The sequence below is a fragment of the Streptomyces sp. NPDC090106 genome, assembly GCF_044747265.1.
Classification (GTDB): domain Bacteria; phylum Actinomycetota; class Actinomycetes; order Streptomycetales; family Streptomycetaceae; genus Streptomyces.
Window position 1 is genome coordinate 54,079 of the sequence record NZ_JBIVDS010000023.1, and the last position, 22,086, is coordinate 76,164.

The following is a 22,086-nucleotide window of genomic DNA, read 5'->3' on the forward strand; positions in this document are numbered from 1 at the left end:
CGCCAACAGGGCCGTGCGGTCAACCGACCGTGCGGCCCTTCGCGTTGTCCTAGACTCACCCGCATGTCAGGCCGTGACCTGTTCTGTCAGCCCCGCCGCGTACGCCGCGGGGCGGCTCTGACGTTGGTGTTCGCGAGCGTGCTGGTCGCGGGCGCGGCGACGGGGTCGCTGCCGGTGAGCGACCGGAAAGGCACCCCGGACGCGCCCCGTTCGGCGGCCCCCGCGGGGCGCCACGAGGAGGTGGCGAAGGCCGCCGAGGAGGCCATGGCCGACGGCAAGTCGCCCATGGAGGCGGCCGAGCGGGCCGTCAGCCGCAGCGGCGACCGCTGGGGTGCCGTCTACTCCCGGGGCGAGTTCGAGGAGTTCGAGCAGGCCCTCGACGGCCGCTACACCGGAGTGGGCCTGTGGGCCCGCCGGGAGCGGGACGGCCGGATCGAGGTGACGAAGGTCAGCGCGGACTCGCCCGCGGCATCCGCCGGCATCCGCAAGGGCGATCTGCTGCGCACCGTCGACGGGGCGAAGGTCGACGGGCGCCCCGTCACCGAGGTCGTCTCCTTACTCCGCGGGGACGCCACCGACGCGGCGGCCGGCACGACGGTCACGCTCGGCCTCCAGCGGGGCACGCGCGCGTGGAGCGAGACGCTGCGGCGGGCGAAGCTGTCCACGGACTCCGTGACCGTCCGCAGGCTCGCCGACGGCGTCACCCTCATCAGGATCGACTCGTTCACCAAGGGCTCCGGCGACCTCGTCCGTGACGCCGTACGGCGCTCCCCGCTCGACTCCGGGATCGTCCTCGACCTGCGCGGCAACTCCGGTGGTCTGGTCACCGAGGCCGTCACCGCCGCCTCCGCCTTCCTCGACGGCGGTCTCGTCGCCACCTACGACCTCGACGGCGCCCAGCAGGTCCTGCACGCCGCGCCCGGCGGTGACACCACCAGACCCCTGGTCGCGCTCGTCGACGGCGGCACGATGAGCGCGGCCGAGCTGCTCACCGGGGCCCTCCAGGACCGCGGGCGGGCCATCGTCGTGGGCTCCCGCACCTTCGGCAAGGGCTCGGTGCAGATGCCCAGCCGCCTGCCGGACGGCTCGGTCGCCGAGCTGACCGTCGGCCACTACCGCACCCCCTCGGGGCGCGGCGTCGACGGGGTGGGCATCACCCCGGACCTGGAGGCCGACCAGCGGCTGATCGAGAGCGCGGAGACCGTGCTCAGCGGGCTGGGCCCCGAGTCGTAGGCCGTGGCGGGCCGGCTGGGCCGCGCCGCGTAAACCGCTTCCCCCGCACCCCCCGCGTAGTGCGAAAATGGACGGCACTATGAGCAAGGGAATGTACGTACCCAAGGAGTCCCAGCCCAAGCAGGGCGGGAGCGCCGACAAGGCCAGGGACGGCGAGAAGGGCGGCAAGCGCAAGATCGTCGCCCAGAACAAGAAGGCCCGGCACGACTACGCGATCATCGACACCTACGAGGCCGGGATCGTCCTGATGGGCACCGAGGTCAAGTCGCTGCGCGAGGGCCGCACCTCGCTGACCGACGGCTTCGTCCAGATCGACCAGGGCGAGGCGTGGCTGCACAACGCCCACATCCCGGAGTACCACCAGGGCACCTGGACCAACCACTCCGTGCGCCGCAAGCGCAAGCTGCTCCTGCACCGCGAGGAGATCGACAAGCTGGAGTCCAAGTCCCAGGAGACGGGTCACACGATCGTGCCCCTCGCCCTGTACTTCAAGGACGGGCGCGCCAAGGCCGAGATCGCGCTCGCGCGCGGCAAGAAGGAGTACGACAAGCGCCAGACCCTGCGTGAGCAGCAGGACCGGCGGGAGTCGGACCGGGCGATCGCGGCGGCGAAGCGCAGGCAGCGGGGCGCCTAGCGGCGCGGAATACAGTGGCATCGGCGTGCGTTGGTCACGTACGATGGCACCTGTGCCCCACCGAGGGCGCGTGTGATTGAAAAAAACACATGGGGATGATCGGTTTCGACAGCGGATGTCGAAGCAGGGGAAGCGTGTCGAGGAAGCGGCCATGATCTCGTAAACCACAGGCCGAAACCAATAATCGCCAATTCCAAGAGCGATTCTCCCGAGCTTTTCGCTCTCGCTGCCTGATCAGGTAGTGATCGAATAGCTCCTTGATGGGAGTGTCAGCCCGGGGGTGTTCCCGACCCGGATCCTGGCATCAGCTAGGGGACTAAACCTTGATCCCGGTCACGGGGTGAAGAGGGAAATCTAACAGTGACTGGGCCCGTTCCGGACTTGTCCAGGTGATCCGGAGGGCCGAGAAACTCGTACTGGACTGCACACGGAGAAGCCCTGATTCCACACCGTTGGACGCGGGTTCGATTCCCGCCATCTCCACAATTCCCATGTAGCGAAGGCCCGGTGGTCCCCGACCACCGGGCCTTCGTCTTGTCCCGGCACGGTTTCTCTCAGGTCACCGTGAACGTCGCCAGGCGCAGGCCCTTTCCGTTCAGGACCAGATACACATCGGTGCGGCCCTTCGCCGCCCGGGTCAGATCGGCCGTGACCGTCTCATAGGTGTACGGCGAGGACGTCCCGGCGACGGCCGCGGTGCCGACGAGGGTGCCGGTGGGGGAGCCGAGGCGGATCTCGACGGTGCCCGCGGCTCCGGCCACGCGGGCGGTGAACGTCGAGGCGCCCGAACCGAGCCGGGCGTCCGCGAACTTCAGCCAGGCCCGGTCGGAGGCCGCCGCCACCGCCGTACCGCGCTCCCTGGACTCGTCCACGAGGCCGGTGGCGGAGTAGTCGTCGAAGTTCTCGGCGCGGGTGGCGCGGCTCAGGTCGCGGGCCGGGATGGTCTCGCCGGGGACCTGCCAGGTGGTGCGGGCGCGGACGTCCGCGGAGGAGGAGCCGGCCAGGATGTCGTACGTGCCCTTCTCCACCACCCACCGGGAGCGGGTGACGTCCCAGTGGGCGAGGTCGTCGGCGGTGAGCTTCAGCCTGACCGTCGTGGACCGGCCGGGGGCGAGGGTGACGCGGGCGAACGTCCTGAGCTGCTTGAGGGGCTGCTTGTCGCGGGAGACGCGCTGGTGGGTGTAGAGCTGGACGACCTCGGCGCCGGTGCGGCTGCCCGTGTTGGTCACCTCGACCTCGTAGCCGCCGGGGACCTTGCGCAGGGCGCCGTAGCGGAACGTCGTGTAGGACAGCCCGTACCCGAAGGGGTAGAGGGCCTGGCCCTTGAAGTACTGGTAGGTGCGGTCGGACTTGATGATGTCGTAGTCGAGGATCGACGGCAGGTCGGCGGCGGAGCGGTACCAGGTCTGGGTGAGGCGGCCCGAAGGGTTGGCGTCGCCGTAGAGCAGGTCGGCCAGCGCGTTGCCGGTCTCCTGGCCCGCGTGGGAGGTCCACAGCAGCGCCGGGACCTCGTCCTGGAGAGCGCCGAGGGCCGTCGGGTAGCTGTTCTCGACGACCACGACCGTGTTCGGGTTGGCCGCGCGGACCGCCCTGACCAGGGCCTCCTGGGCGGGGGCGAGGTTCAGGTCGGTGCGGTCGTGGGCCTCACGGCCGTTGATCGCGGGCATCGAGCCGATCACCACCACCGCCGAGTCCCGGCCCTCGACGGCGGCCACGGCCTCCGCGACCCCGTCGCGCACGACGTCCTTCGCGTAGTGCGCGGCCTGCTCCTTGGTGACCAGGCCCAGCGTGCCGTCGGTGCCGGTCGGGCCGACGTAGACCGGGCTGGACCACCAGGACTCCTCGGTCTCGTAGCCGGCGTAGCGCAGCAGGACGGTGCCGTCGGGCTGTTCCTCCAGCTTGAACTGCTGCTGCACGAACCAGCCGCCCGGCTGGTCCTGGTCGTCGGCGAAGCCGCTCCAGTTGTAGCCGACGTACTTGCCGCTGACCGCCGAGCGCAGCGTCACCACGCCCGCGCCCCAGTCGAAGACGTCGAACTGGGCTTCGGGGGAAGGGGTTTGGGCGCTCTGTTTCAGCAACCCGTCGCCGGTGGTGATGTACTGGCCCGTCGCCGTGTCGCGCAGGGCGATGCGGTCCACGCCCTCGCTGGTCGTGACGTCCGTGCCGAGCTTCGCCGCGATGCCGTCCGCCGGGGTGACCGCGTAGGGCAGGGTGCCCGAGTACCAGTCCGTGTAGAGGGTGTCGGCGAGCGGGCCGACCACGGCCACGTCCTTCGCCGACTTCCGCAGCGGCAGCGTCCCCTGGTTCTTGAGCAGCACCGCGCCCTCGGTCGCCGCCTCGCGCGCGAGCTTCTGATGGGCGGGGCTGTTGACGACGGACTTGTCGATCGAGCCGTACCTGCCGCCACCCGGGTCGAACTCGCCCAGGCGGACACGGATCGAGAGGATGTGACCGGCCGCCTCGTCGATGTCCGACTCCTCCAGCAGGCCCTGCCGGAGAGCCGAGTCGATGGCGCCGACGGTGACCGCGGAGTTGGTGTCGTTGTCCGTGAAGCTGTCCAGGCCCGCCTTCAGCGCCGCCGCGTCGCCCTCCGCGAGGGAGCCGTAGTAGCCCTGGTCGCCGGGGAGGTTGCCGGGGGCGAACGCGTCGCTGACGTTGAGGAGGTCGTAGGAGGACCAGGTCCGCACGACGTCGTCCAGGTCCGGATTGACCGTCGCGGGACGGCCGTTGACCAGGTTGTAGGAGGACATGACCCCGGTCGCGGCGTCCGCCTCGATCGCCGGGCGGAACGCGGCCTCGTCGTACTCCTTCGCGACCCGCGGGCGCAGCTCGGAGGAGGTCGTGGTGCGGTGGTACTCGTTGTTGTTGGCGAGGTAGTGCTTGAGGGTGGGGGCCGTCTTGAGGTGGTCGGGGTCGCCGCCGGTCAGGCCCTCGCCGTACGCCGTCGACAGGGCGCCGGTGAGCCGGGGGTCCTCGCTGTAGCCCTCCTCGTTGCGGCCCCAGCGCGGGTCGCGGAGCAGGTTGACCACCGGGGCCCACAGATTGAGGCCCCAGCCGGCGGGGCGTTCCTGCTGGAAGCCGCGCGCCTCGTCGCCGACGGCCGAGCCGACCCGCTCCATCAGCGCCGGGTCCCAGGACGAGGCCAGCCCGACGGCCTGCGGGAACACGGTGGCCTCGCCGAGCCAGGCGACCCCGTGCAGGGCCTCGGTGCCGGTGCGGAAGGACTGGATGCCCAGGCGGGGGATCGCGGGCTGGTACTGGTGCAGCAGGGAGATCTTCTCGTCCAGGGTGAGCCGGGCCAGGAGGTCGTCGACGCGCCGGTCGACGGAGAGCCCCGGGTCGCGGAAGGGGTAGGTCTCGGCGGCGTGGGACGGGACGGTCGCGCACAGGCCCGCGATCAGGGCCAGCGCCACCAGGAACGTCTGTCTGGGTCTCTTGCCTTTGGTGCCTCTCATGTCACGGCTCCTTCGACTAGGGCCTTGCAACAGTGGGTCCGATTTGAGCGCTAAGGGGCGTTCCGCGGGGCCGTGCTCGCGCGTTCCGTCATGCGGGGCGGCAGCAGCGTCGCCTCGGGGGCCGTTCTGCCGTCGAGCTTCCTCATCAGCAGCTCCACGGCCCGTTCGCCCACCTCCGCGGCGGGCAGGGCGATGTTGGTGACGGGGACGCGGAGGTTCCCGGCGAGTTCGTCGGGGCAGATCGCGGTGACCGACAGATCGGCGGGCACGCGCAGGCCGAGCTGCTCGAAGGCGTCGACGAGGGGCTCCAGGACCGCCTCGTTGTGGACGACGACCCCGGTGAGCGCGGGCTGGTCGCGCAGCAGCCGCTCGGCGACCGCGCGGGCCGCGGCGGGCGACGCCTCGCAGGGGTGGACGGAGGTGGCGAGCCTGCCCCGGTCCGCGGCGGCGGTGAAGCCCTGGACGACCCGCTGGGCGAACGCGGTGTGCCGGACGTACACCTCGGGCGGCGAGCCGACCAGCGCCACCACCCGGTGCCCGAGCCGCGCCAGATGCTCCACGCATGCCTCGCCGGCCGCCATGAAGTCCAGGTCGATGCAGGTCAGGCCCGCCGCCTCGGCGGGGACGCCGATCAGCACCGACGGCAGGTCCCAGGTGCGCAGCAGCGGCAGCCGGGGGTCGTCGAGCTGGACGTCCATCACGATCATCGCGTCGACCAGCGCGGTGTCGTCGACGCGGCGCAGCCCCTCCTCGCCCTCCTCCTGGGTGAGCAGCAGGACGTCGTGGTCGTGGCGGCGGGCCGTCGTCACCACCGACACCGCGAACTGCATGACGACCGGGACGTGGATGCCGCTCCGTAACGGCACGACCAGGGCCAGGACGTTCGAGCGGCTGCTGGCGAGGGCGCGGGCACCCGCGTGCGGCCGGTAGCCGAGTTCGCGGATGGACGCCTCGACGCGTCGCCGGGTCTCCTCGGAGATGGGGCGCTTGCCGCTGAGCGCGTAGGACACGGTGCTGGGGGAGACGCCGGCGTGCCGGGCCACATCGGTGATCTTGACCATCAGCCCAGCTCCACCGTGAGGAAACCGGTCCCGGCCGCGGCCCGCACGGTCCGCTCACCGGCCGCCAGTGCCCAGGGCGCCGCCGGATCGCCGCACGAGGCCCGCAGTGTGTCCCCCTCGCGCACGACGGTGTAGGAGACGGTCCCGACCCGCACCACCACCCGCTCCCCGCGCCGCAGTCCGTACGCCCGCAGGGTCACCCCGTCGGCGTGGTCGTAGTCGGGCCGGTCGTCCACCGCGCCCACCGGGAGCACCGCGCCGGGCCGCACCAGCAGCGGCACCCCGAGGAAGCCGTGCCGTTCGCGGACCCAGCGGGGCCCGGTGACCGTGCGGCCGGTGACGAAGTGCGTCCAGGTGCCCTCGGGCACGTAGTACGAGACGTCGCCCTCGTCGTCGAAGACCGGCGCCACCAACAGATCCGGGCCGAGCATGTACTGCCGCTCCAGATGCGCGCACCCGGGGTCGTCCGGGAACTCGAGGACCATGGCCCGCATGACCGGTGTGCCCTCGGCGTGGGCGGTGCGGGCGGCCTCGTACAGGTAGGGCATCAGGCTCAGCTTCAGCCGGGTGAAGTGCCGCAGCACGTCCACGGACTCCTCGTCGAAGAGCCAGGGCACCCGGTACGACGAGGAGCCGTGCAGGCGGCTGTGCGAGGACAGCAGACCGAAGGCCAGCCAGCGTTTGAACAGCGCGGGGCTCGGGGTGCCCTCGAAGCCGCCGATGTCGTGGCTCCAGAAGCCGAACCCGCTCAGGCCCAGCGAAAGACCGCCCCGGAGGGACTCCAGCATCGACTCGTAGGTGGCCTCGCAGTCGCCGCCCCAGTGCACGGGGAACTGCTGGCTGCCGGCCGTCGCCGAGCGGGCGAAGACGACGGCCTCCTCCTCGCCGCGGTGCTTGCGCAGCACGTCGAAGACGGTCCGGTTGTACAGGTGGGTGTAGTAGTTGTGCATGCGCTCGGGGTCCGCGCCGTCCGACCAGGCCACGTCCGTCGGGACGCGTTCGCCGAAGTCGGTCTTGAAGCAGTCCACGCCCTGTGCGAGCAGCGCCTCCAGCTTCGCGGCGTACCAGTCGCGGGCGGCCGGGGAGGTGAAGTCGACCAGGGCCATGCCCGGTTGCCACAGGTCCCACTGCCAGACGCTGCCGTCGGGGCGCCGCAGCAGATGCCCGAGCGCCTTGCCCTCCGCGAACAGCGGGGAGCGCTGCGCGATGTACGGGTTGATCCACACGCACACCCGCAGTCCGCGCGCGTGCAGCCGCGCCAGCATGCCCTCGGGGTCGGGGAAGACGCGGGGGTCCCACTGGAAGTCGCACCAGTTGAACTCGCGCATCCAGAAGCAGTCGAAGTGGAAGACGGACAGCGGGAGTTCGCGTTCCCGCATGCCGTCGATGAACGACGTCACCGTCTCCTCGTCGTAGGAGGTGGTGAAGGACGTCGACAGCCACAGGCCGAACGACCAGGCGGGCGGCAGCGCCGGACGGCCGGTGAGGGCCGTGTACTTGCGCAGGATGTCCTTGGGGGTGGGCCCGTGGATGACGTAGTACGTCAACTGCTGTGTCTCGGCGCTGAACTGGACCCGGGAGACGGCCTCCGAGCCCACCTCGAAGGAGACCTTGCCGGGGTGGTCGACGAAGACGCCGTAGCCCGCGTCGGTGAGGTAGAACGGCACGTTCTTGTAGGCCTGTTCGGTGGCCGTGCCGCCGTCGGCGTTCCAGATGTCGACGACCTGGCCGTTCTTGACGAGCGGTCCGAACCGTTCCCCGAGGCCGTACACGGAGGTGCCCACCTTGAGGCCGAGCTGCTCGCGCAGATAGTGGGCGCCGGTGGCCGTGTCCCGCATGATGCCCATGCTCTTGGGGCCGCTGCCGGTCAGCGTCCGGCCGTGGGCGAGGAAGTCGACCTGCCACGGGCCGGTGCGGGCCACCCGGACCGACAGGGCGCCGGAGGTGAGGGTCGCGTGCTCGTCGTCGTACTCCGTGTGGACGGCGCACTCCTGCTTGCGCACGTCGAACCGGGGGCCGCGTGGCTGCTCGCCCTCGAAGTGGGTGAAGGTGACGCCGATGACGTCGGGCAGCGGGGAGTGGGCGCTGATCGTCACGACCGGTCCCTTCAGCAGGTCGCCGCGGTGGCGGATGGGCTGGGTCGGCGCGTGGATCTCCAGGGCGCCGTCCGAGGCGGTCACGTCGAGCACCTCGACCGGGTGGGCCCCGGTGACGCCCTCGCGCAGCAGCCAGTAGCCGTCGGTGAACTTCATGTGGGGGGTCCTTACTTCACGGCGCCCACCGCGATGCCGCGGGTGAGCGTGCGCTGGAAGACGAGGAAGAACACGAGCGCGGGGAGCACGCCGAGCAGGGCGGCGGCGTTGGTCATGGTGGCGTCCATCAGACGCTGGCCCTGGAGGACGCCGAGGGCCACCGACACGGTCTGGTTGTCGTTGGAGATCAGCATGACCAGGGGGAGCAGGAACTCGTTCCACGTCCAGATGAAGAAGAAGACGAGGAGGACCCCGAGGGTGGGGCGGCTGACCGGGACGACGATCCGCCACAGCACCTGCCACGTGCCCGCGCCGTCGATCCGCGCCGCCTCGATGATCTCCCGGGGGAACTGGCCGAGCACGGAGGAGAGCAGATACGTGCCGAACGCCGCCTGGACGACGGTGAACACGATGATCACGCTGAGCCTCGTGTCGTACAGGCCCGCCTCCTTGGACAGGTAGTAGACCGGGTAGACCAGCGCCTCCTGCGGCAGCATGTTGGCGAGGACGAAGAACGCCAGCACCCAGGCGCGGCCCCTGATCCGGCCGATGCCGATCGCGTAGGCGTTCAGCACGGACAGGACCACCGCGCAGACCGCCACCGTGCCGCTGATCAACAGGGAGTTGAGCAGTTTCTGCGTGTAGTCCACGCGCTCCCAGAAGTCCTTCAGACCGTCGAGGTACAGGCCCTTCGGCAGGCTCAGCGGACCGTTCTGCGAGTACTCGGCGGGCGACTTGAACGCGTTGAGCGTGACGATCAGGAACGGCACGATCATGAACAGGCCCGCGAGGCACAGGGCGACGAGCACCGGGTATCGGCGCAGCGCACGGCTCATGACCGGTCCTCCTCGCGGGTCTGGAGCCTCAGGCCGATCAGGGACAGCGCCAGGATGATGACCGTGAGCACGGTGGAGATCGCGGCGCCGTAGCCGACCTGCGTCTTCTCGAAGAACGTGGTGAAGGAGAAGTACGACGGCACGTTCGTCGCGCCGCCGGGACCGCCCTTGGTCAGGACGTACACCGCGCCGAACACCTTCAGCGCGGCGATCGTGCACCAGGTCAGCACGACATAGATCTCCGGGCGGATCTGCGGCAGCGTGATGTGCCAGAAGCGGCGCCACCAGCCCGCGCCGTCCAGCTCGGCCGCCTCGTACAGCTGGGGGTCGACGCGTTGCAGGCCCGCCATGAAGACGACCAGCGGGAAGCCCAGTTGGACCCACACCATCACGCCCATGACGCTGTACAGGGCGATGTCGGGGTCGCCCAGCCAGTCCTGCTGCCAGGAGCCGAGGCCGATCGCCTTCAGGAGCGCGTTCAGGCTGCCGTCGTCGGGGGCGAGGATCCAGCTCCAGACGATGCCGGCGACCGCGATCGGCAGCACCTGGGGGAGGTAGAAGCAGGCGCGCAGGACGGCGACCGGCCGGGACCCGAAGTGCTTGCCGACGTGGTCGAACAGGGCCGCCGCCAGGACGAGTCCGAGCGCGGTCGGCGCGGCGGCCATCGCCACGACCATGAACAGGCTGTGCCGGAAGGACGCCCAGAACTCCGTGTCGTCCAGCAGTTCACGGTAGTTGGCGAGCCCGGTCCACCCCGGGGTGCCCACCCCCTGCCAGTCGGTGAAGCTCAGCCCCGTGTTCATCAGGAAGGGCACGATCACGACGGTCAGGAAGGCGAGCACCCCGGGGAGGAGGAACAGGGCGTAGGAGCGGCGGACGCTTGCCGTCATTGCTTCGGCGCGCCCTTGTCGTAGGCGTCCTGCAACGCGTCCAGGACGGTGGCCGGTTCCTCGCTGCCGGTGATCAGTTTCTGTGTCTGGGAGACGAGGACGTCGTAGAACCCGGCGACCGGCCAGTCCGGGTAGAAGGCGAGGCCGTCGCGTTCGGAGAGGGTGTTGAAGTTGTCGATGAGCGCCTTCGACCTCGCGTCGGTGATGGCGCCGGCGTCGGCGGCGACCGGGACGCCGCCCTTGTTGCCGAGCAGGTTCTGGATCTTCTTCGACAGGGTGATGTCGATGAAGTCGTAGGCGAGCTGCTTGTTCTTGGCGCCCTTGGGGACGACCCACAGGTTGCCGCCGGAGCCGAGGGTCAGGTTCGAGCCGGGCCACAGGAAGGTGCCCCAGTCGAACTTCGCCTCGTCGACGAACCGGCCGTACCACCAGCTGCCGGAGAACAGGATCGGCGACTTGCCCTGGAGGAAGGAGACCCCGGCGTCCTCGGCCTTGGCGCTGCTGGAGGTCTTGGCGATGTAGCCCTTCTTCACCCAGTCGGCGAAGGTGTCGGCGGCGTACGTCCAGGCGGTGTCGTGGAAGTCGGTCTTCCCCTTGTAGAGCTCGTAGCTGTCCACCCAGGCGCGGTCGGCCTTCGACAGGGCGAGCTGGTAGAGGTACTGCTGGGCGGGGTACTCGGCGCCCGCGCTGGCCAGCGGCGTGACCTTGTTCCGGACGAACGTGTCCATCGCGGCGGTCAGTTCGTCGAACGTCCTCGGCTCGGCGATCCCGTACTTCGCGAAGAGGTCCTTGTTGTAGAACACCATCGTGTACTCGGCGTAGTTGGGCACGCCGTACCACTTGCCGGAGCCCATGACCCCGGCGGTGTCGTACACGCTGGTCGTGCGGACGCTCGCGCTGAGCTTCTTGTCCCAGCCGCGTTCGGTGGCCTGGGCGGTGAGGTCGGTGAGCAGGCCCTGCTTGCTGAGCAGGCCCGCCGTCGCGTTGCCCTTGTTGTACTCCATGACGTCCGGCGCGTCGGAGGAGTTGAGGACCATGGGGGCGGTCTTCTGGATCTGTTCGAAGCCCTTGGCCTCGAACTCCACCTTCACGCCCGGGTGTTTCGCCTTGAACTCCTTGATCGCCTCGTCCCAGGCCTGCCCCATCGCGCTGTTCGGGGCCTCGTAGTGCCACAGCTTGAGCGTCTTGCCGTCCTCCGAGGACCCGCTGTCCGAGTCTCCGCAGGAGGCCAGGAGCAGGGTCCCCGCCAGGGCCACCGCCGTAGCCGCCACACGCCTTCGTGCCGTCAACATCCCGTGCCTCCAGGGGAGTCGGATGGATCTCAGGACTGCTTCTCGCGTGTCGAACCGTTTCGACGAGATATGTCGAAGCGCTTCGACGGGGGAAGGTATGTGGGGGCTGTGCGCGCGTCAATGGCTTGCGCGGGAATCGGTGCACCGGCGTCGGAGGGGTTCCGCCGTGTCATGGCCAAGTCGGACCGCCCGATCCGTGCGGCGCCGGGATTTCCGGCCATGCCCCGCACCCGTCCGCGTCCGCTCACCGTCCCCGGGACGCCGGCGCCGGTCTCGCGGGTGGGGCGGAAGGGGCTGGTGCATCCGGGTCCCGGTGTCCGGCGGACGGACTGCCGGCGAACGTGCCGGAGCGGACGGTCCGCTCGTGGAAGCCCGTGGACGCGGTGCGCATTTCGGCCATATACACAGCGCCATCGAATGTACACATTCGGCATACGGACGCCGCATCGCCCGGGACTGCCCTACATTCATCGACCTGAGCACGATGTGACGAACGGGGCGCTCGGACCGGGTGGGGGCCCGGACCGTCGACGGGTGCTCGGAGTCGTACGCGCACCCTGAACGGTTCGTGGGGGGAAGTACGTGCGCGAGAACACGCGTGAGAACACATGGCGGGAAGACGCCCAACCCGAGTGGCCCGCAGCGGCGTCACCGGACGGCACCCAGAACGTCCCGCAGGAGCAGCCGCATCAGCCGCGGCTCCGTGACCCGTGGTCGGTCGGCGACAGCGCCCCGGACACCGGTACGACGGACGACCGGGACGGTCACGCCCCGGACGGTCACGACCCCGACGAGGTCACCGTCCAGCTCGACGGCCTGGCGCCCGAGGGCTCCGACGGACCGGTGTTCGTCGACGAGTCCGGCCGCAGAAGCCGCAGATACCGCAGGATCGGCATCGGCGTCGGCGTCGCCTGCGCGAGCTATGCCGTCGTCATCGTCGTGACCCTGCTCTCCGGCAACTCGCACGCCCCCTGGCTGCCCATCCCGGGCCAGGGCGACGGCAAGGAGGCCGGCCGGGTCGACAGCTCGCCGCTCCCGGCGGACTCCGCCCAGCCCGTCGGCACCGGCCGCGTCCCGTCCGCCGGGGTGTCCGTGCCCGCCCGCGGTACGACACCGTCGCCGAGCGCCAAGGCCACCGCGCCCGGCGCCTCCGCGAGCCCCGGCAAGGAGAGCGCCTCCGCCACCCCGAAGCCCACGGCCACCGCCACGGCCCCCGGCCCCGGCGGTGATCCGACCACCGAACCCGTGGCGCCGACCACCCCGGCCAGCACCCCTCCGTCGGAGCCGCCGGCCACCGTGGACCCGACCACGCCCACGCCGACCCCCACGTCCAGTGGCGACGGCACGGGCGGCGGCGTCCAGGAGGTCGGCTACGGCGGCGGCACGCCCGAGCCCACCACGGCGGCGGCCACCGAGCCCACCACGGCGACGACCACCGAAGCGCCGTCCCAGGGGCCCGCGGTCTGATGGCATCCCGTAACCGACGCCGCGCCCGGGCCGCCGCGGCCCGCGACCGTTCGCGCCGCCGACTCCCGATGCGGCTGCTGCTGCCCACCCTCGTCCTCGGCGCGCTGATGGCGATGCTCATGCTGCGCGGCTATGTGCACAGCGAGATCCTCGCCGACCACCGTGTCCGCCCGCCCGCCGCCGCCGACCGGGTGCCGGAGAAGATCCTCAAGGGCGGACCGGTCATCGACACCCGGGGCGGACGCACCGAGAGCCTCCGGCTGCGCGACCACCGGCTCGTCCTCACCTTCGACGACGGCCCGGACCCGACCTGGACGCCCCGGGTCCTCGACGTGCTCGCCGAACACCACGCCCATGCGGTGTTCTTCGTCACCGGCACCATGGCCTCCCGCTACCCGGACCTGATCCGGCGGATCGTCGCAGAAGGCCACGAGATCGGCCTGCACACCTTCAACCACCCCGACCTCTCCCAGCAGTCGAAGAAGCGGATCGACTGGGAGCTGTCCCAGAACCAGCTCGCCATCACCGGCGCCGCGGGCATCCGCACCTCGCTGTTCCGCCCGCCGTACTCCTCCACCGCCTCCGCCATGGACGACGAGTCCTGGCCGGTCACCCGCTACATCGGCGGACGCGGCTATCTGACCGTCGTCACCGACACCGACAGCGAGGACTGGCAGAAGCCCGGCGTCGACCGGATCGTCCGCAACGCCACGCCCGCGGGCGGCAAGGGCGCCATCGTCCTGATGCACGACTCCGGCGGCGACCGCCACCAGACGGTCCAGGCCCTGGACCGCTTCATCCCCGAGCTCAAGGCCAAGGGGTACGAGTTCGACACCCTGACCGAGGCGCTCGGCACCGAGAGCGCGCACACCCCGGTCACCGGCGCCGGACTGTGGAAGGGCCGGGCGTGGATCTGGCTCGTGCAGGCCTCCGACGACATCACGGGCGTCCTCGGCGTCGGCCTCGCCGTCATCGGCGCCCTCGTCATCGCCCGGTTCGTGCTGATGCTGGTGCTGTCCGCGACCCACGCCCGCAGGGTCCGCCGCCGCGGCTGGGGCCCACCGGTGACGGAACCGGTGTCGGTGCTCGTGCCCGCGTACAACGAGGCCAAGTGCATCGAGAACACGGTCCGTTCCCTCATGGCGAGCGAGCACCCCATCGAGGTGCTCGTCATCGACGACGGCTCCGCCGACGGCACCGCCCGGATCGTCGAGGCGATGGACCTGCCCAACGTCCGCGTGGTCCGCCAGCTCAACGCGGGCAAGCCCGCCGCCCTCAACCGGGGCCTGGCGAACGCCAGTCACGACCTCATCGTGATGATGGACGGCGACACCGTCTTCGAACCGGCCACCGTCAAGGAGCTGGTGCAGCCGTTCGGCGACCCCCGGGTCGGCGCGGTGGCCGGCAACGCCAAGGTCGGCAACCGCGACTCCCTCATCGGGGCCTGGCAGCACATCGAGTACGTGATGGGCTTCAACCTCGACCGGCGCATGTACGACCTGCTGCGCTGCATGCCCACCATCCCCGGCGCCGTCGGCGCGTTCCGCCGCACCGCGCTCGAACGGGTCGGCGGGATGAGCGAGGACACCCTCGCCGAGGACACCGACATCACCATGGCCATGCACCGCGACGGCTGGCGCGTCGTCTACGCCGAGAAGGCCCGCGCCTGGACCGAGGCCCCGGAGACCGTGCAGCAGCTGTGGTCCCAGCGCTACCGCTGGTCCTACGGCACCATGCAGGCCATCTGGAAACACCGCGGCGCGCTCCTGGACCGCGGCCCCTCCGGCCGCTTCGGCCGCGTCGGGCTGCCCCTGGTCTCCCTGTTCATGGTCGTCGCCCCGCTGCTGGCCCCGCTGATCGACGTGTTCCTGATCTACGGCCTCGTCTTCGGCCCGACCGGGAAGACGATCCTCGCCTGGCTGGGCGTCCTCATGATCCAGGTGGTCTGCGCGGCCTACGCCTTCCGCCTCGACCGGGAACGCATGACCCATCTGCTGTCCCTGCCGCTCCAGCAGATCCTCTACCGCCAGCTCATGTACGTCGTGCTGCTCCAGTCCTGGATCACCGCCCTGACCGGCGGCCGGCTGCGCTGGCAGAAACTGCGCCGCACCGGTGTGGTGGGGTCCGCCCCCGGTGGCGCGGCACCCGCCCGCGAGAGCGCCGAACGGAGGCCGGTCGGATGACCCAGCAGCACGCGAAACCGTCGTACGACGTTCCCCGGCACCGGCGGGGCGAGGGCGGCGGCGGGCCGGCCGTCCGCGACCGGTACCTGGATCTGCTGCGCTCGCTCGCCCTGGTCCGCGTGGTCGTCTACCACCTGTTCGGCTGGGGCTGGCTGACGGTCCTGTTCCCGTCCATGGGCGTGATGTTCGCGCTGGCGGGCTCGCTGATGGCCCGCTCGCTCAACCGGCCCGCCCTGGGCGTGATCCGGGGCCGGCTGCGCCGGCTCCTGCCGCCCTTCTGGGCGTTCGGTGCGCTGCTGCTGACGCTGATGCTCGTGGACGGCTGGCATCCGCTGCGGGACGGCGGCAGCTGGGGCCTGGCCGAGCTCTTCGACTACGTCGTGCCGATCGGCGCCCCGCCCTACTCCGAGCATCTGGGCTCCGACTCCGGTCTGCTGGACACGACCTGGGCCGAGCAGGCGGCGGGCCCGCTCTGGTACCTGCGCGCCTACCTGTGGTTCGTGATCGCCTCACCGCTGCTGCTGTGGGCGTTCCGCCGCGCGCCCTGGCCGACCCTGCTGGCGCCGCTCGCGCTGACCGCCGTGATCGGCACGGGGCTGGTGCAGATCCCGGGCGAGACCGGGAACGCGCTGCTCGACTTCGCGGTCTACGGCGGCTGCTGGATCCTCGGCTTCGCCCATCACGACGGGCTCCTGACCCGCGTCCCGCGCTACGCCCTGGTGTCCTGCGCGACGCTGCTGATGGCCCTCGGGCTGTGGTGGGCGTCCGGCCATCTGGGCCCGGAGGGCTGGAACCTGAACGACATCCCGCTCGCCCAGGCGGCCTGGTCCCTCGGGTTCGTGGTGATCCTGCTCCAGTACTCGCCGTCCTGGAAGGAACTGCCGGGCCGGCTGGCCCGCTGGGACAAGCCGGTGACCCTCTCCAACAACCGCGCGGTCACCATCTACCTCTGGCACAACGCGCTCATCATGACCGCGTTCCCCCTGGTCGACCTGCTCTACGAGCTTCCGTTCCTGCAGAGCGACCACGCGGTGTCCCTGCTGGACTCCACGTACGAACTCTGGGTCTTCCTCCTGGTCTGGCCTCTCATCCTCCTCGCGATCCTGTCCCTCGGCTGGATCGAGGACCTGGCGGCCAAGAGGAAACCCCGCCTCCTCCCGACGAAGAACTGATCCCCGCGAACCGATCCTCGCGGGAGCAGGTCACCACCGCGTGCCGTCGAGGACCCTTTTCGGCGAGGGGGGCCGGATGTCCAAGGGCTCGTCGAACTCGCTGAACGTCGTCGTGGTGGTCATCTCCGCGCTCTCGTAGACGACCTTCAGGATGTACGGCCGACCCTCGGCGGCCACGAAGAAGGTGTAGGTGTCGTCCGGGTACGCCTTGGCCGTCACGGTCAGTTCGACGGCCTCGGTGCCGTCGAGCTCGGTCGTCCCGCGTCTCACGGCCGTGCCGAACGAGTCGAACGGCCAACCGCAGCCGATGATCCCGTCACTGCTCCGGGCCTCGCTCGCCGGGGTCCTGCTCCAGAGCTTCGGGTCCCCGGTCATGGCCTTGCCGGACCAGTCCTCGAGATAGGCCCTGTTCGGGCGGACGTAGTCCGTCTCGCCGATCCGAATCTGTTCGAGGACGGCCCCCGTCTCCTCCCAGGTCAACGCACGCACGCAGTGGTCGTCGAAGTCGGTCCTGACGCGGGTGGCGAGGCCCGCCTGGGTGCCGGTGGACCGCGCCACGACGGTGGCGGATCGCAACTCGCCCATGGTCTCGTTCGCGGCGTCGAGCAACTCCTGCGCGGACAGCCGTTCCCCGGCGCTCGCACCGCCGCCCGCGGAACCGCTCACCGCCGCGCCCGCCAGCAGACAGACCAGCAGGGTCCGCGCCCAGGCCGATGCCCGTGTCGCCACCCGGGTCGATGTTCTCCGCACAGTCCCCCCAAGATCCCGTGAGCCGCTCAGGGTAGTGCCGGTGCCGGGCTCGCCAAGAACCCTTAAACCGTGCGGTCAGCGGTTTCCCGCTGTCATACGCGCGTGCGAGACTGCCTCGGTTGCGGAAGTGAACGGGGTGGCCCGGTGGGGAGCGGATGGCGATGAGCAAGCGGCAAGTGCGGAAGATGCTGCACCTGATGGCCAGTGGCGAGGCCGTCCAACTCACCAGCCCCATGGCCTCCGTGAAGAAGCTGGCCCGGCTCGCCTTCATCGCCCAGCAGTTCGGCTACGAGTACGCCGACGTACGGCAGAACTCCGGACGCAACGGCGCCCTCGTGATGCTCCTCCTCCCCGACCCGAGCCCTCAGGCCCGCGCCCGCGCCGCGCAGAACTGGGCCCAGTACCCGAACGCCTCGGACGGCGTCTCCGTACCGCCGCTGGTGCCCGACGCGTTCGAACTCCTCAAGGCCCGGATCAACTTCGACCTCACCGGCAAGAACGCCGAGAGCCGGATGGGCTACGGCGCGCTCGGCGTGACCGTCGGCTGCGGCATCCTCGCCTTCCGGCTCGGGGGCGAGGCCACCGACATCGTCGTGGCGGCGGTCGTGTGGGCGCTGTTCATGGGCGTCTTCGGCATCGGGCTCGTCGTCACCCGCAAGCGCAACGCCAAGTTCGCGGCGCGCCTCCAGGCCGCCGGGTTCATGCCGGTGACCGAGCAGGACGGACGGCTGCGCTATCTGCCCCCGGGCGCGCAGTACCCGGGCCGGCCGGCCCCGTACGCCGCCGGCCCGTACGGTAACCAGCCGCAGCCTCAGTACCAGCCCCAGCCCCAGCCGCAGCCTCAGTACCAGCCCCAGCCGCACCCGGGGTATCAGCCCCAGCCCCAAGCCCAGCCCTACGGCTACCCTCAGCAACAGCAGCCGCAGCCGTACCAGCAGCCCCAGCAGCAGCCGGGCCCGTACGCGCCCCCGCAGCAGCACTACCCCCAGCAGAACCCCAACTGGCAGCCGCCCCAGCCGCCGCAGGCACCCCCGCGCTGAGTGCCCCGCCACCGGCCGCGAGGAGCTTTACGTAACAAACGGCCGTCACTACCTCTCACCCCGCTCCCGTCCGGGGTGAGAGCAACGTTCCTTTCCGGTCACCCGCTGCCACAGCCAGGAAACGCGCCCTCCCTACCTTCGGGACCAGCCACTGAAACACAGGTCCCGTCGCACCGTGGAGGCGCAATGACAGCCCCGAGCACAGCCCCCGCACCCCCGAACAGGGGCGGTCGCTGGATCCAGCGATGGGACCCGGAGGACGAGACCTTCTGGAACGAGACCGGGGAGAAGGTCGCCCGCCGCAACCTGGCCTTCTCCGTGCTCTCCGAGCACATCGGCTTCTCGGTCTGGACCATGTGGTCCGTGCTGGTCCTCTTCATGGGCCCGGAGTACGGCCTGACCCCGGCCGACAAGTTCCTGCTGACCTCGATGGTCACCCTGGTCGGCGCGGTCGTCCGCGTCCCCTACACCTTCGCCGTGGCGATCTTCGGCGGCCGGAACTGGACCATCATCTCGGCGAGCCTGCTGCTCCTGCCGACGGCCGCCGCCTTCGCGGTGATGAAGCCGGGAACGTCCTTCTCCACCTTCCTGCTGGTGGGCCTGCTGGCCGGGATCGGCGGCGGCAACTTCGCCTCCTCCATGACCAACATCAACGCCTTCTTCCCGCTCCGCAAGAAGGGCTGGGCGCTCGGCCTCAACGCGGGCGGCGGCAACATCGGCGTCCCGGTCATCCAGCTCATCGCGCTCGCCGTGATCGGCGCCAGCGGCGGCCCGCGCGTGCTGCTCGGGATCTACATCCCGCTCATCGTCGTCGCCGCGACCCTGTCCGCGCTGTACATGGACAACCTCGCCACGGTGAAGAACGACACCGGTGCCGCCGTCGACTCCGCGAAGGACGGCCACACCTGGATCATGTCCTTCCTCTACATCGGCACCTTCGGCTCCTTCATCGGCTACGCCTTCGCCTTCGGCCAGGTCCTCCAGGTGCAGTTCGGCCGCACCCCGCTCCAGGCGGCCTACCTCACCTTCATCGGCCCGCTGCTCGGCTCGCTCATCCGCCCGCTCGGCGGCTGGCTCGCCGACCGGTACGGCGGCGCGAAGATCACCCTCTACAACTACGTCGCCATGGCCGTCGCCACCGGTGTCCTCGTCTTCGCCAGCCAGGAGAAGTCCCTCGGACTGTTCGTCTCCGTCTTCGTCGTCCTGTTCGTCCTCAGCGGGCTCGGCAACGGCTCCACGTTCAAGATGATCCCGGGCATCTTCCAGACCAAGGCCCTCGCCAAGGGTCTGACGGGCGAGGCGGCCGTCGTCCACGGGCGCCGTCTGTCCGGTGCCTCCATGGGGCTCATCGGCGCGGTCGGCGCGCTCGGCGGCGTCGGCATCAACCTCGCCTTCCGCCAGTCCTTCCTCAGCAACGGGTCCGGCACCGGTGCCTTCGTGGTCTTCCTCGCCTACTACGCCGCCTGCTTCGTGGTGACGTGGGCCGTATACCTTCGGCGTTCGGCCAAGGTGACCACCACCACGACGGCCGCAGAGGCAAAGCCGCAGCTCAGCTATGCCGAGGTCTGACGTAACACCAGCGACATCATGCCGAACCGAGCCTGTCACGCACCGTTGACAGGCTCGGTCGGCATGCAGGTGCCATCACACCCCGTGTAGGTGCAAACGACTCGAGTGCGGGACGAGAGTTATGTACGAGGAACAGCAGCGACCAGAGCAACACGGCCCCCTGGCCGGCTTCACCGTAGGGGTGACAGCCGCGCGCCGGGCCGACGAGCTGGGCGCACTGCTGCAGCGACGGGGAGCCGCCGTCCTGCACGCACCGGCCCTGCGTATCGTGCCGCTCGCCGACGACAGCGAGCTGCTCGACGCGACGAAACAGATCATCGACGAGGTGCCCGACGTCGTCGTCGCGACCACCGCCATCGGCTTCCGCGGCTGGGTCGAGGCCGCCGACGGGTGGGGGCTCGGCGAGGACCTGCTGGAGCGGCTGCGCGGCGTCGAACTGCTGGCGCGCGGGCCCAAGGTGAAGGGCGCGATCCGGGCCGCCGGGCTGACCGAGGACTGGTCGCCGTCGTCCGAGTCCATGGCCGAGGTGCTGGACCGGCTGCTGGAGGAGGGCGTCGAGGGGCGCCGGGTCGCCATCCAGCTGCACGGCGAGCCGCTGCCCGGGTTCGTGGAGGCACTGCGCGCCGGGGGAGCGGAGGTGCTCGGCATCCCCGTCTACCGGTGGATGCCGCCCGAGGACATCGGCCCCGTCGACCGCCTCCTCGACGCGACCGTCTCCCGCACCCTGGACGCCCTGACGTTCACCTCCGCGCCCGCCGCCGCGTCGCTGCTGAGCCGGGCCGACGAACGGGGGCTGCTGCCCGAACTCCTCGCCGCCCTCCACCACGACGTCCTGCCGGCCTGCGTGGGCCCCGTCACCGCGCTGCCCCTCCAGGCCCGCGGGGTCGACACGGTCCAGCCCGAGCGGTTCCGGCTCGGGCCGCTCGTCCAGCTGCTGTGCCAGGAACTGCCCGGGCGGGCGCGGACGTTGCCGATCGCCGGGCACCGGGTGGAGATCCGCGGGCACGCGGTGCTGGTCGACGGGGCGCTGCGGCCCGTGCCGCCGGCCGGGATGTCGCTGCTGCGGGCGCTGTCGCGGAGGCCGGGGTGGGTGGTGGCGCGGGCGGAGCTGCTGCGGGCGCTGCCCGGGGCCGGGCGGGACGAGCACGCCGTCGAGACCGCCATGGCCCGGCTCCGGACGGCCCTCGGCGCGCCGAAGCTGATCCAGACGGTCGTCAAACGTGGCTACCGCCTCGCCCTGGACCCGGCGGCGGACGCCAAGTACGCGGACCACTGAGTCCCCCTTCTTCTCCTCGCCCCCGCCGCCCCTTCCCGTTCCCGTCCCCGGGGGCTGTCGCCCCCGGACCCCGCGTCGGCCCCGAACGGGCCCCGTCCTCAAGCGCCGGTCGGGCTGAGAGAACCTGTGGCGGGGGCCTGGGGGCGGCGCCCCCTGGGGAGGGAACGGGAAGGGGCGGCGGGGGCGAAGTCGGTCAGGGGGTTCCGGCCGCGCCGGGGTACGGGCACTGTGAGAGGGAACCGTTTCCTCCTCACGCGCAGGGCACCCCTAGGCGGTGACAGGCACATGGCACTTGATACGGCCCCGGTCCCGTACGAGCTCCGGTTCGACGCGGGACGCATCTGCCTCGACCTCCTCGCGACCACGCACCCCGTCGAACGGCTCGGCTCCGTCGACGCGCTGGCCGCCTGGATCACCGGCTCGGGACTCGTACCGAGGACCACCGACCTCACCGCGGCCGACACCGCCTGGCTCGTGGGCTTCCACGAACTGCGCGGGCAGGTGGGCCAGTTGGTGAGGGCCGGACTCGCCGCCGAACCCCCGGTCACCGACCTCGCGCTCGCCCGCGTCAACGAGCTCGCCCGCACCGCCCCGCCCGCCCCCCGGGCCGTACGCGGTGAAGACGGCACCCTGGTGAGGGAGTTGGCGGAGCCGCCCGCACCGGCCGCGCTGCTCGGCCTGATCGCGAGGGACGCCGTCGAACTGCTCACCGACCCGGTCGCGCGGGCCGGTCTCCGACAGTGCGCGGGCGACAACTGCCCGATCGTCTACCTCGATTCGTCCCGGGGCCGCAGACGGCGCTGGTGCTCCAGCGAGGTCTGCGGAAACCGGGAAAGAGTGGCCCGGCACCGCCGTCGCGCGGCCCTCGCGAGGGCCTAGGCCCTGTCTTCACATCCCCCTCTGCCCCGCGGCGCCCGGCACGCACTCTCGCTGCACCGGGCACAGGCCCAAGTACATCCAGTACGAGGGCCTGCAC

16 protein-coding genes and 1 other RNA gene are annotated in these 22,086 nt (G+C 70.8%); 10 read left to right on the forward strand and 7 right to left on the reverse strand.

The features are described from left to right. Positions 1–63: 63 nt before the first annotated feature. The 3 genes from ACIPSE_RS44145 (at position 64) to ssrA (ending at position 2,353) form a co-directional block, all read left to right on the forward strand. Positions 64–1,233 carry a S41 family peptidase gene (locus ACIPSE_RS44145; protein ID WP_401675178.1) on the forward strand — a complete coding sequence of 390 codons (1,170 nt, stop codon included), beginning with the start codon at positions 64–66 and terminating at the stop codon, positions 1,231–1,233. A 91-nt stretch (positions 1,234–1,324) separates the two neighbouring features. Then, a complete protein-coding gene (smpB, locus tag ACIPSE_RS44150) occupies positions 1,325–1,867 on the forward strand; it encodes an SsrA-binding protein SmpB (RefSeq protein ID WP_401675221.1) in 543 nt (180 codons plus the stop codon). Between the two features lie 91 nt (positions 1,868–1,958). Then, positions 1,959–2,353, forward strand: a transfer-messenger RNA (tmRNA) gene (gene ssrA, locus ACIPSE_RS44155). Between the two features lie 68 nt (positions 2,354–2,421). Here ssrA and ACIPSE_RS44160 read toward each other — a convergent pair. From ACIPSE_RS44160 to ACIPSE_RS44185, 6 genes are read right to left on the reverse strand one after another with little or no spacing between them, the layout of a single operon-like run. Then, the gene (locus ACIPSE_RS44160; protein WP_401675181.1) at positions 2,422–5,322 is read right to left on the reverse strand and encodes a glycoside hydrolase family 3 C-terminal domain-containing protein; all 2,901 of its coding nucleotides are present in this window, start codon (positions 5,320–5,322) and stop codon (positions 2,422–2,424) included. A gap of 50 nt (positions 5,323–5,372) precedes the next feature. Next, a complete protein-coding gene (locus ACIPSE_RS44165) occupies positions 5,373–6,383 on the reverse strand; it encodes a LacI family DNA-binding transcriptional regulator (RefSeq protein ID WP_401675184.1) in 1,011 nt (336 codons plus the stop codon). After that, positions 6,383–8,635, reverse strand: a complete 2,253-nt coding sequence (gene yicI / locus ACIPSE_RS44170; protein ID WP_401675186.1) for an alpha-xylosidase — start codon at positions 8,633–8,635, stop codon at positions 6,383–6,385. Before yicI ends, ACIPSE_RS44165 begins: the two co-directional genes overlap by 1 nt. Positions 8,636–8,646: 11 nt before the next feature. Further along, positions 8,647–9,471, reverse strand: coding sequence for a carbohydrate ABC transporter permease (locus tag ACIPSE_RS44175; RefSeq protein WP_401675188.1), 825 nt, complete (start codon positions 9,469–9,471; stop codon positions 8,647–8,649). After that, entirely contained in the window at positions 9,468–10,361 is an 894-nt protein-coding gene (locus tag ACIPSE_RS44180; RefSeq protein WP_401675191.1) for a carbohydrate ABC transporter permease, read from the reverse strand. The genes ACIPSE_RS44175 and ACIPSE_RS44180 overlap by 4 nt, the downstream gene beginning before the upstream one ends. Further along, positions 10,358–11,653: an ABC transporter substrate-binding protein gene (locus ACIPSE_RS44185; RefSeq protein ID WP_401675194.1), complete on the reverse strand. Its 1,296-nt coding sequence runs from the start codon at positions 11,651–11,653 to the stop codon at positions 10,358–10,360. Before ACIPSE_RS44185 ends, ACIPSE_RS44180 begins: the two co-directional genes overlap by 4 nt. A gap of 582 nt (positions 11,654–12,235) precedes the next feature. Between ACIPSE_RS44185 and ACIPSE_RS44190 the strand changes: the two genes are divergently transcribed. From ACIPSE_RS44190 to ACIPSE_RS44200, 3 genes are read left to right on the forward strand one after another with little or no spacing between them, the layout of a single operon-like run. Beyond that, positions 12,236–13,120 (forward strand): hypothetical protein, encoded by an 885-nt coding sequence (locus ACIPSE_RS44190; protein ID WP_401675196.1) that lies wholly within the window; start codon positions 12,236–12,238, stop codon positions 13,118–13,120. Then, a complete protein-coding gene (locus tag ACIPSE_RS44195) occupies positions 13,120–15,303 on the forward strand; it encodes a glycosyltransferase (protein ID WP_401675199.1) in 2,184 nt (727 codons plus the stop codon). Before ACIPSE_RS44190 ends, ACIPSE_RS44195 begins: the two co-directional genes overlap by 1 nt. Continuing rightward, positions 15,300–16,475 carry an acyltransferase gene (locus ACIPSE_RS44200; protein ID WP_401675202.1) on the forward strand — a complete coding sequence of 392 codons (1,176 nt, stop codon included), beginning with the start codon at positions 15,300–15,302 and terminating at the stop codon, positions 16,473–16,475. Before ACIPSE_RS44195 ends, ACIPSE_RS44200 begins: the two co-directional genes overlap by 4 nt. Positions 16,476–16,505: 30 nt before the next feature. Here the strand turns inward: ACIPSE_RS44200 and ACIPSE_RS44205 are convergent, their stop codons facing one another. After that, a complete protein-coding gene (locus tag ACIPSE_RS44205; RefSeq protein ID WP_401675205.1) occupies positions 16,506–17,204 on the reverse strand; it encodes a hypothetical protein in 699 nt (232 codons plus the stop codon). A 182-nt stretch (positions 17,205–17,386) separates the two neighbouring features. Here ACIPSE_RS44205 and ACIPSE_RS44210 point away from each other — a divergent pair, with 182 nt between their 5' ends. The 4 genes from ACIPSE_RS44210 to ACIPSE_RS44225 all read left to right on the forward strand — a co-directional run bounded on the left by ACIPSE_RS44210 (position 17,387) and on the right by ACIPSE_RS44225 (position 21,989). Beyond that, entirely contained in the window at positions 17,387–18,265 is an 879-nt protein-coding gene (locus ACIPSE_RS44210) for a hypothetical protein (protein WP_401675208.1), read from the forward strand. 186 nt (positions 18,266–18,451) lie between these two features. Further along, positions 18,452–19,834 carry a nitrate/nitrite transporter gene (locus tag ACIPSE_RS44215; protein WP_401675210.1) on the forward strand — a complete coding sequence of 461 codons (1,383 nt, stop codon included), beginning with the start codon at positions 18,452–18,454 and terminating at the stop codon, positions 19,832–19,834. Between the two features lie 121 nt (positions 19,835–19,955). Beyond that, complete coding sequence (locus ACIPSE_RS44220; RefSeq protein ID WP_401675213.1) at positions 19,956–21,110, forward strand: uroporphyrinogen-III synthase; 1,155 nt, start codon at positions 19,956–19,958, stop codon at positions 21,108–21,110. A gap of 285 nt (positions 21,111–21,395) precedes the next feature. Beyond that, the gene (locus tag ACIPSE_RS44225; protein WP_401675216.1) at positions 21,396–21,989 is read left to right on the forward strand and encodes a CGNR zinc finger domain-containing protein; all 594 of its coding nucleotides are present in this window, start codon (positions 21,396–21,398) and stop codon (positions 21,987–21,989) included. Positions 21,990–22,086: the final 97 nt, after the last annotated feature.

What these genes read in the sequence shown, in the direction of transcription:
- ACIPSE_RS44165 (WP_401675184.1), bottom strand. Translation starts at nt 6,383, where the DNA reads ATGGTCAAGATCACCGATGTGGCCCGGCACGCCGGCGTCTCCCCCAGC.
- ACIPSE_RS44225 (WP_401675216.1), top strand. Translation starts at nt 21,396, where the DNA reads ATGGCACTTGATACGGCCCCGGTCCCGTACGAGCTCCGGTTCGACGCG.
- yicI (WP_401675186.1), bottom strand. Translation starts at nt 8,635, where the DNA reads ATGAAGTTCACCGACGGCTACTGGCTGCTGCGCGAGGGCGTCACCGGG.
- ACIPSE_RS44195 (WP_401675199.1), top strand. Translation starts at nt 13,120, where the DNA reads ATGGCATCCCGTAACCGACGCCGCGCCCGGGCCGCCGCGGCCCGCGAC.
- ACIPSE_RS44175 (WP_401675188.1), bottom strand. Translation starts at nt 9,471, where the DNA reads ATGAGCCGTGCGCTGCGCCGATACCCGGTGCTCGTCGCCCTGTGCCTC.
- smpB (WP_401675221.1), top strand. Translation starts at nt 1,325, where the DNA reads ATGTACGTACCCAAGGAGTCCCAGCCCAAGCAGGGCGGGAGCGCCGAC.
- ACIPSE_RS44145 (WP_401675178.1), top strand. Translation starts at nt 64, where the DNA reads ATGTCAGGCCGTGACCTGTTCTGTCAGCCCCGCCGCGTACGCCGCGGG.
- ACIPSE_RS44210 (WP_401675208.1), top strand. Translation starts at nt 17,387, where the DNA reads ATGAGCAAGCGGCAAGTGCGGAAGATGCTGCACCTGATGGCCAGTGGC.
- ACIPSE_RS44220 (WP_401675213.1), top strand. Translation starts at nt 19,956, where the DNA reads ATGTACGAGGAACAGCAGCGACCAGAGCAACACGGCCCCCTGGCCGGC.
- ACIPSE_RS44200 (WP_401675202.1), top strand. Translation starts at nt 15,300, where the DNA reads ATGACCCAGCAGCACGCGAAACCGTCGTACGACGTTCCCCGGCACCGG.
- ACIPSE_RS44185 (WP_401675194.1), bottom strand. Translation starts at nt 11,653, where the DNA reads ATGTTGACGGCACGAAGGCGTGTGGCGGCTACGGCGGTGGCCCTGGCG.
- ACIPSE_RS44180 (WP_401675191.1), bottom strand. Translation starts at nt 10,361, where the DNA reads ATGACGGCAAGCGTCCGCCGCTCCTACGCCCTGTTCCTCCTCCCCGGG.
- ACIPSE_RS44160 (WP_401675181.1), bottom strand. Translation starts at nt 5,322, where the DNA reads ATGAGAGGCACCAAAGGCAAGAGACCCAGACAGACGTTCCTGGTGGCG.
- ACIPSE_RS44215 (WP_401675210.1), top strand. Translation starts at nt 18,452, where the DNA reads ATGACAGCCCCGAGCACAGCCCCCGCACCCCCGAACAGGGGCGGTCGC.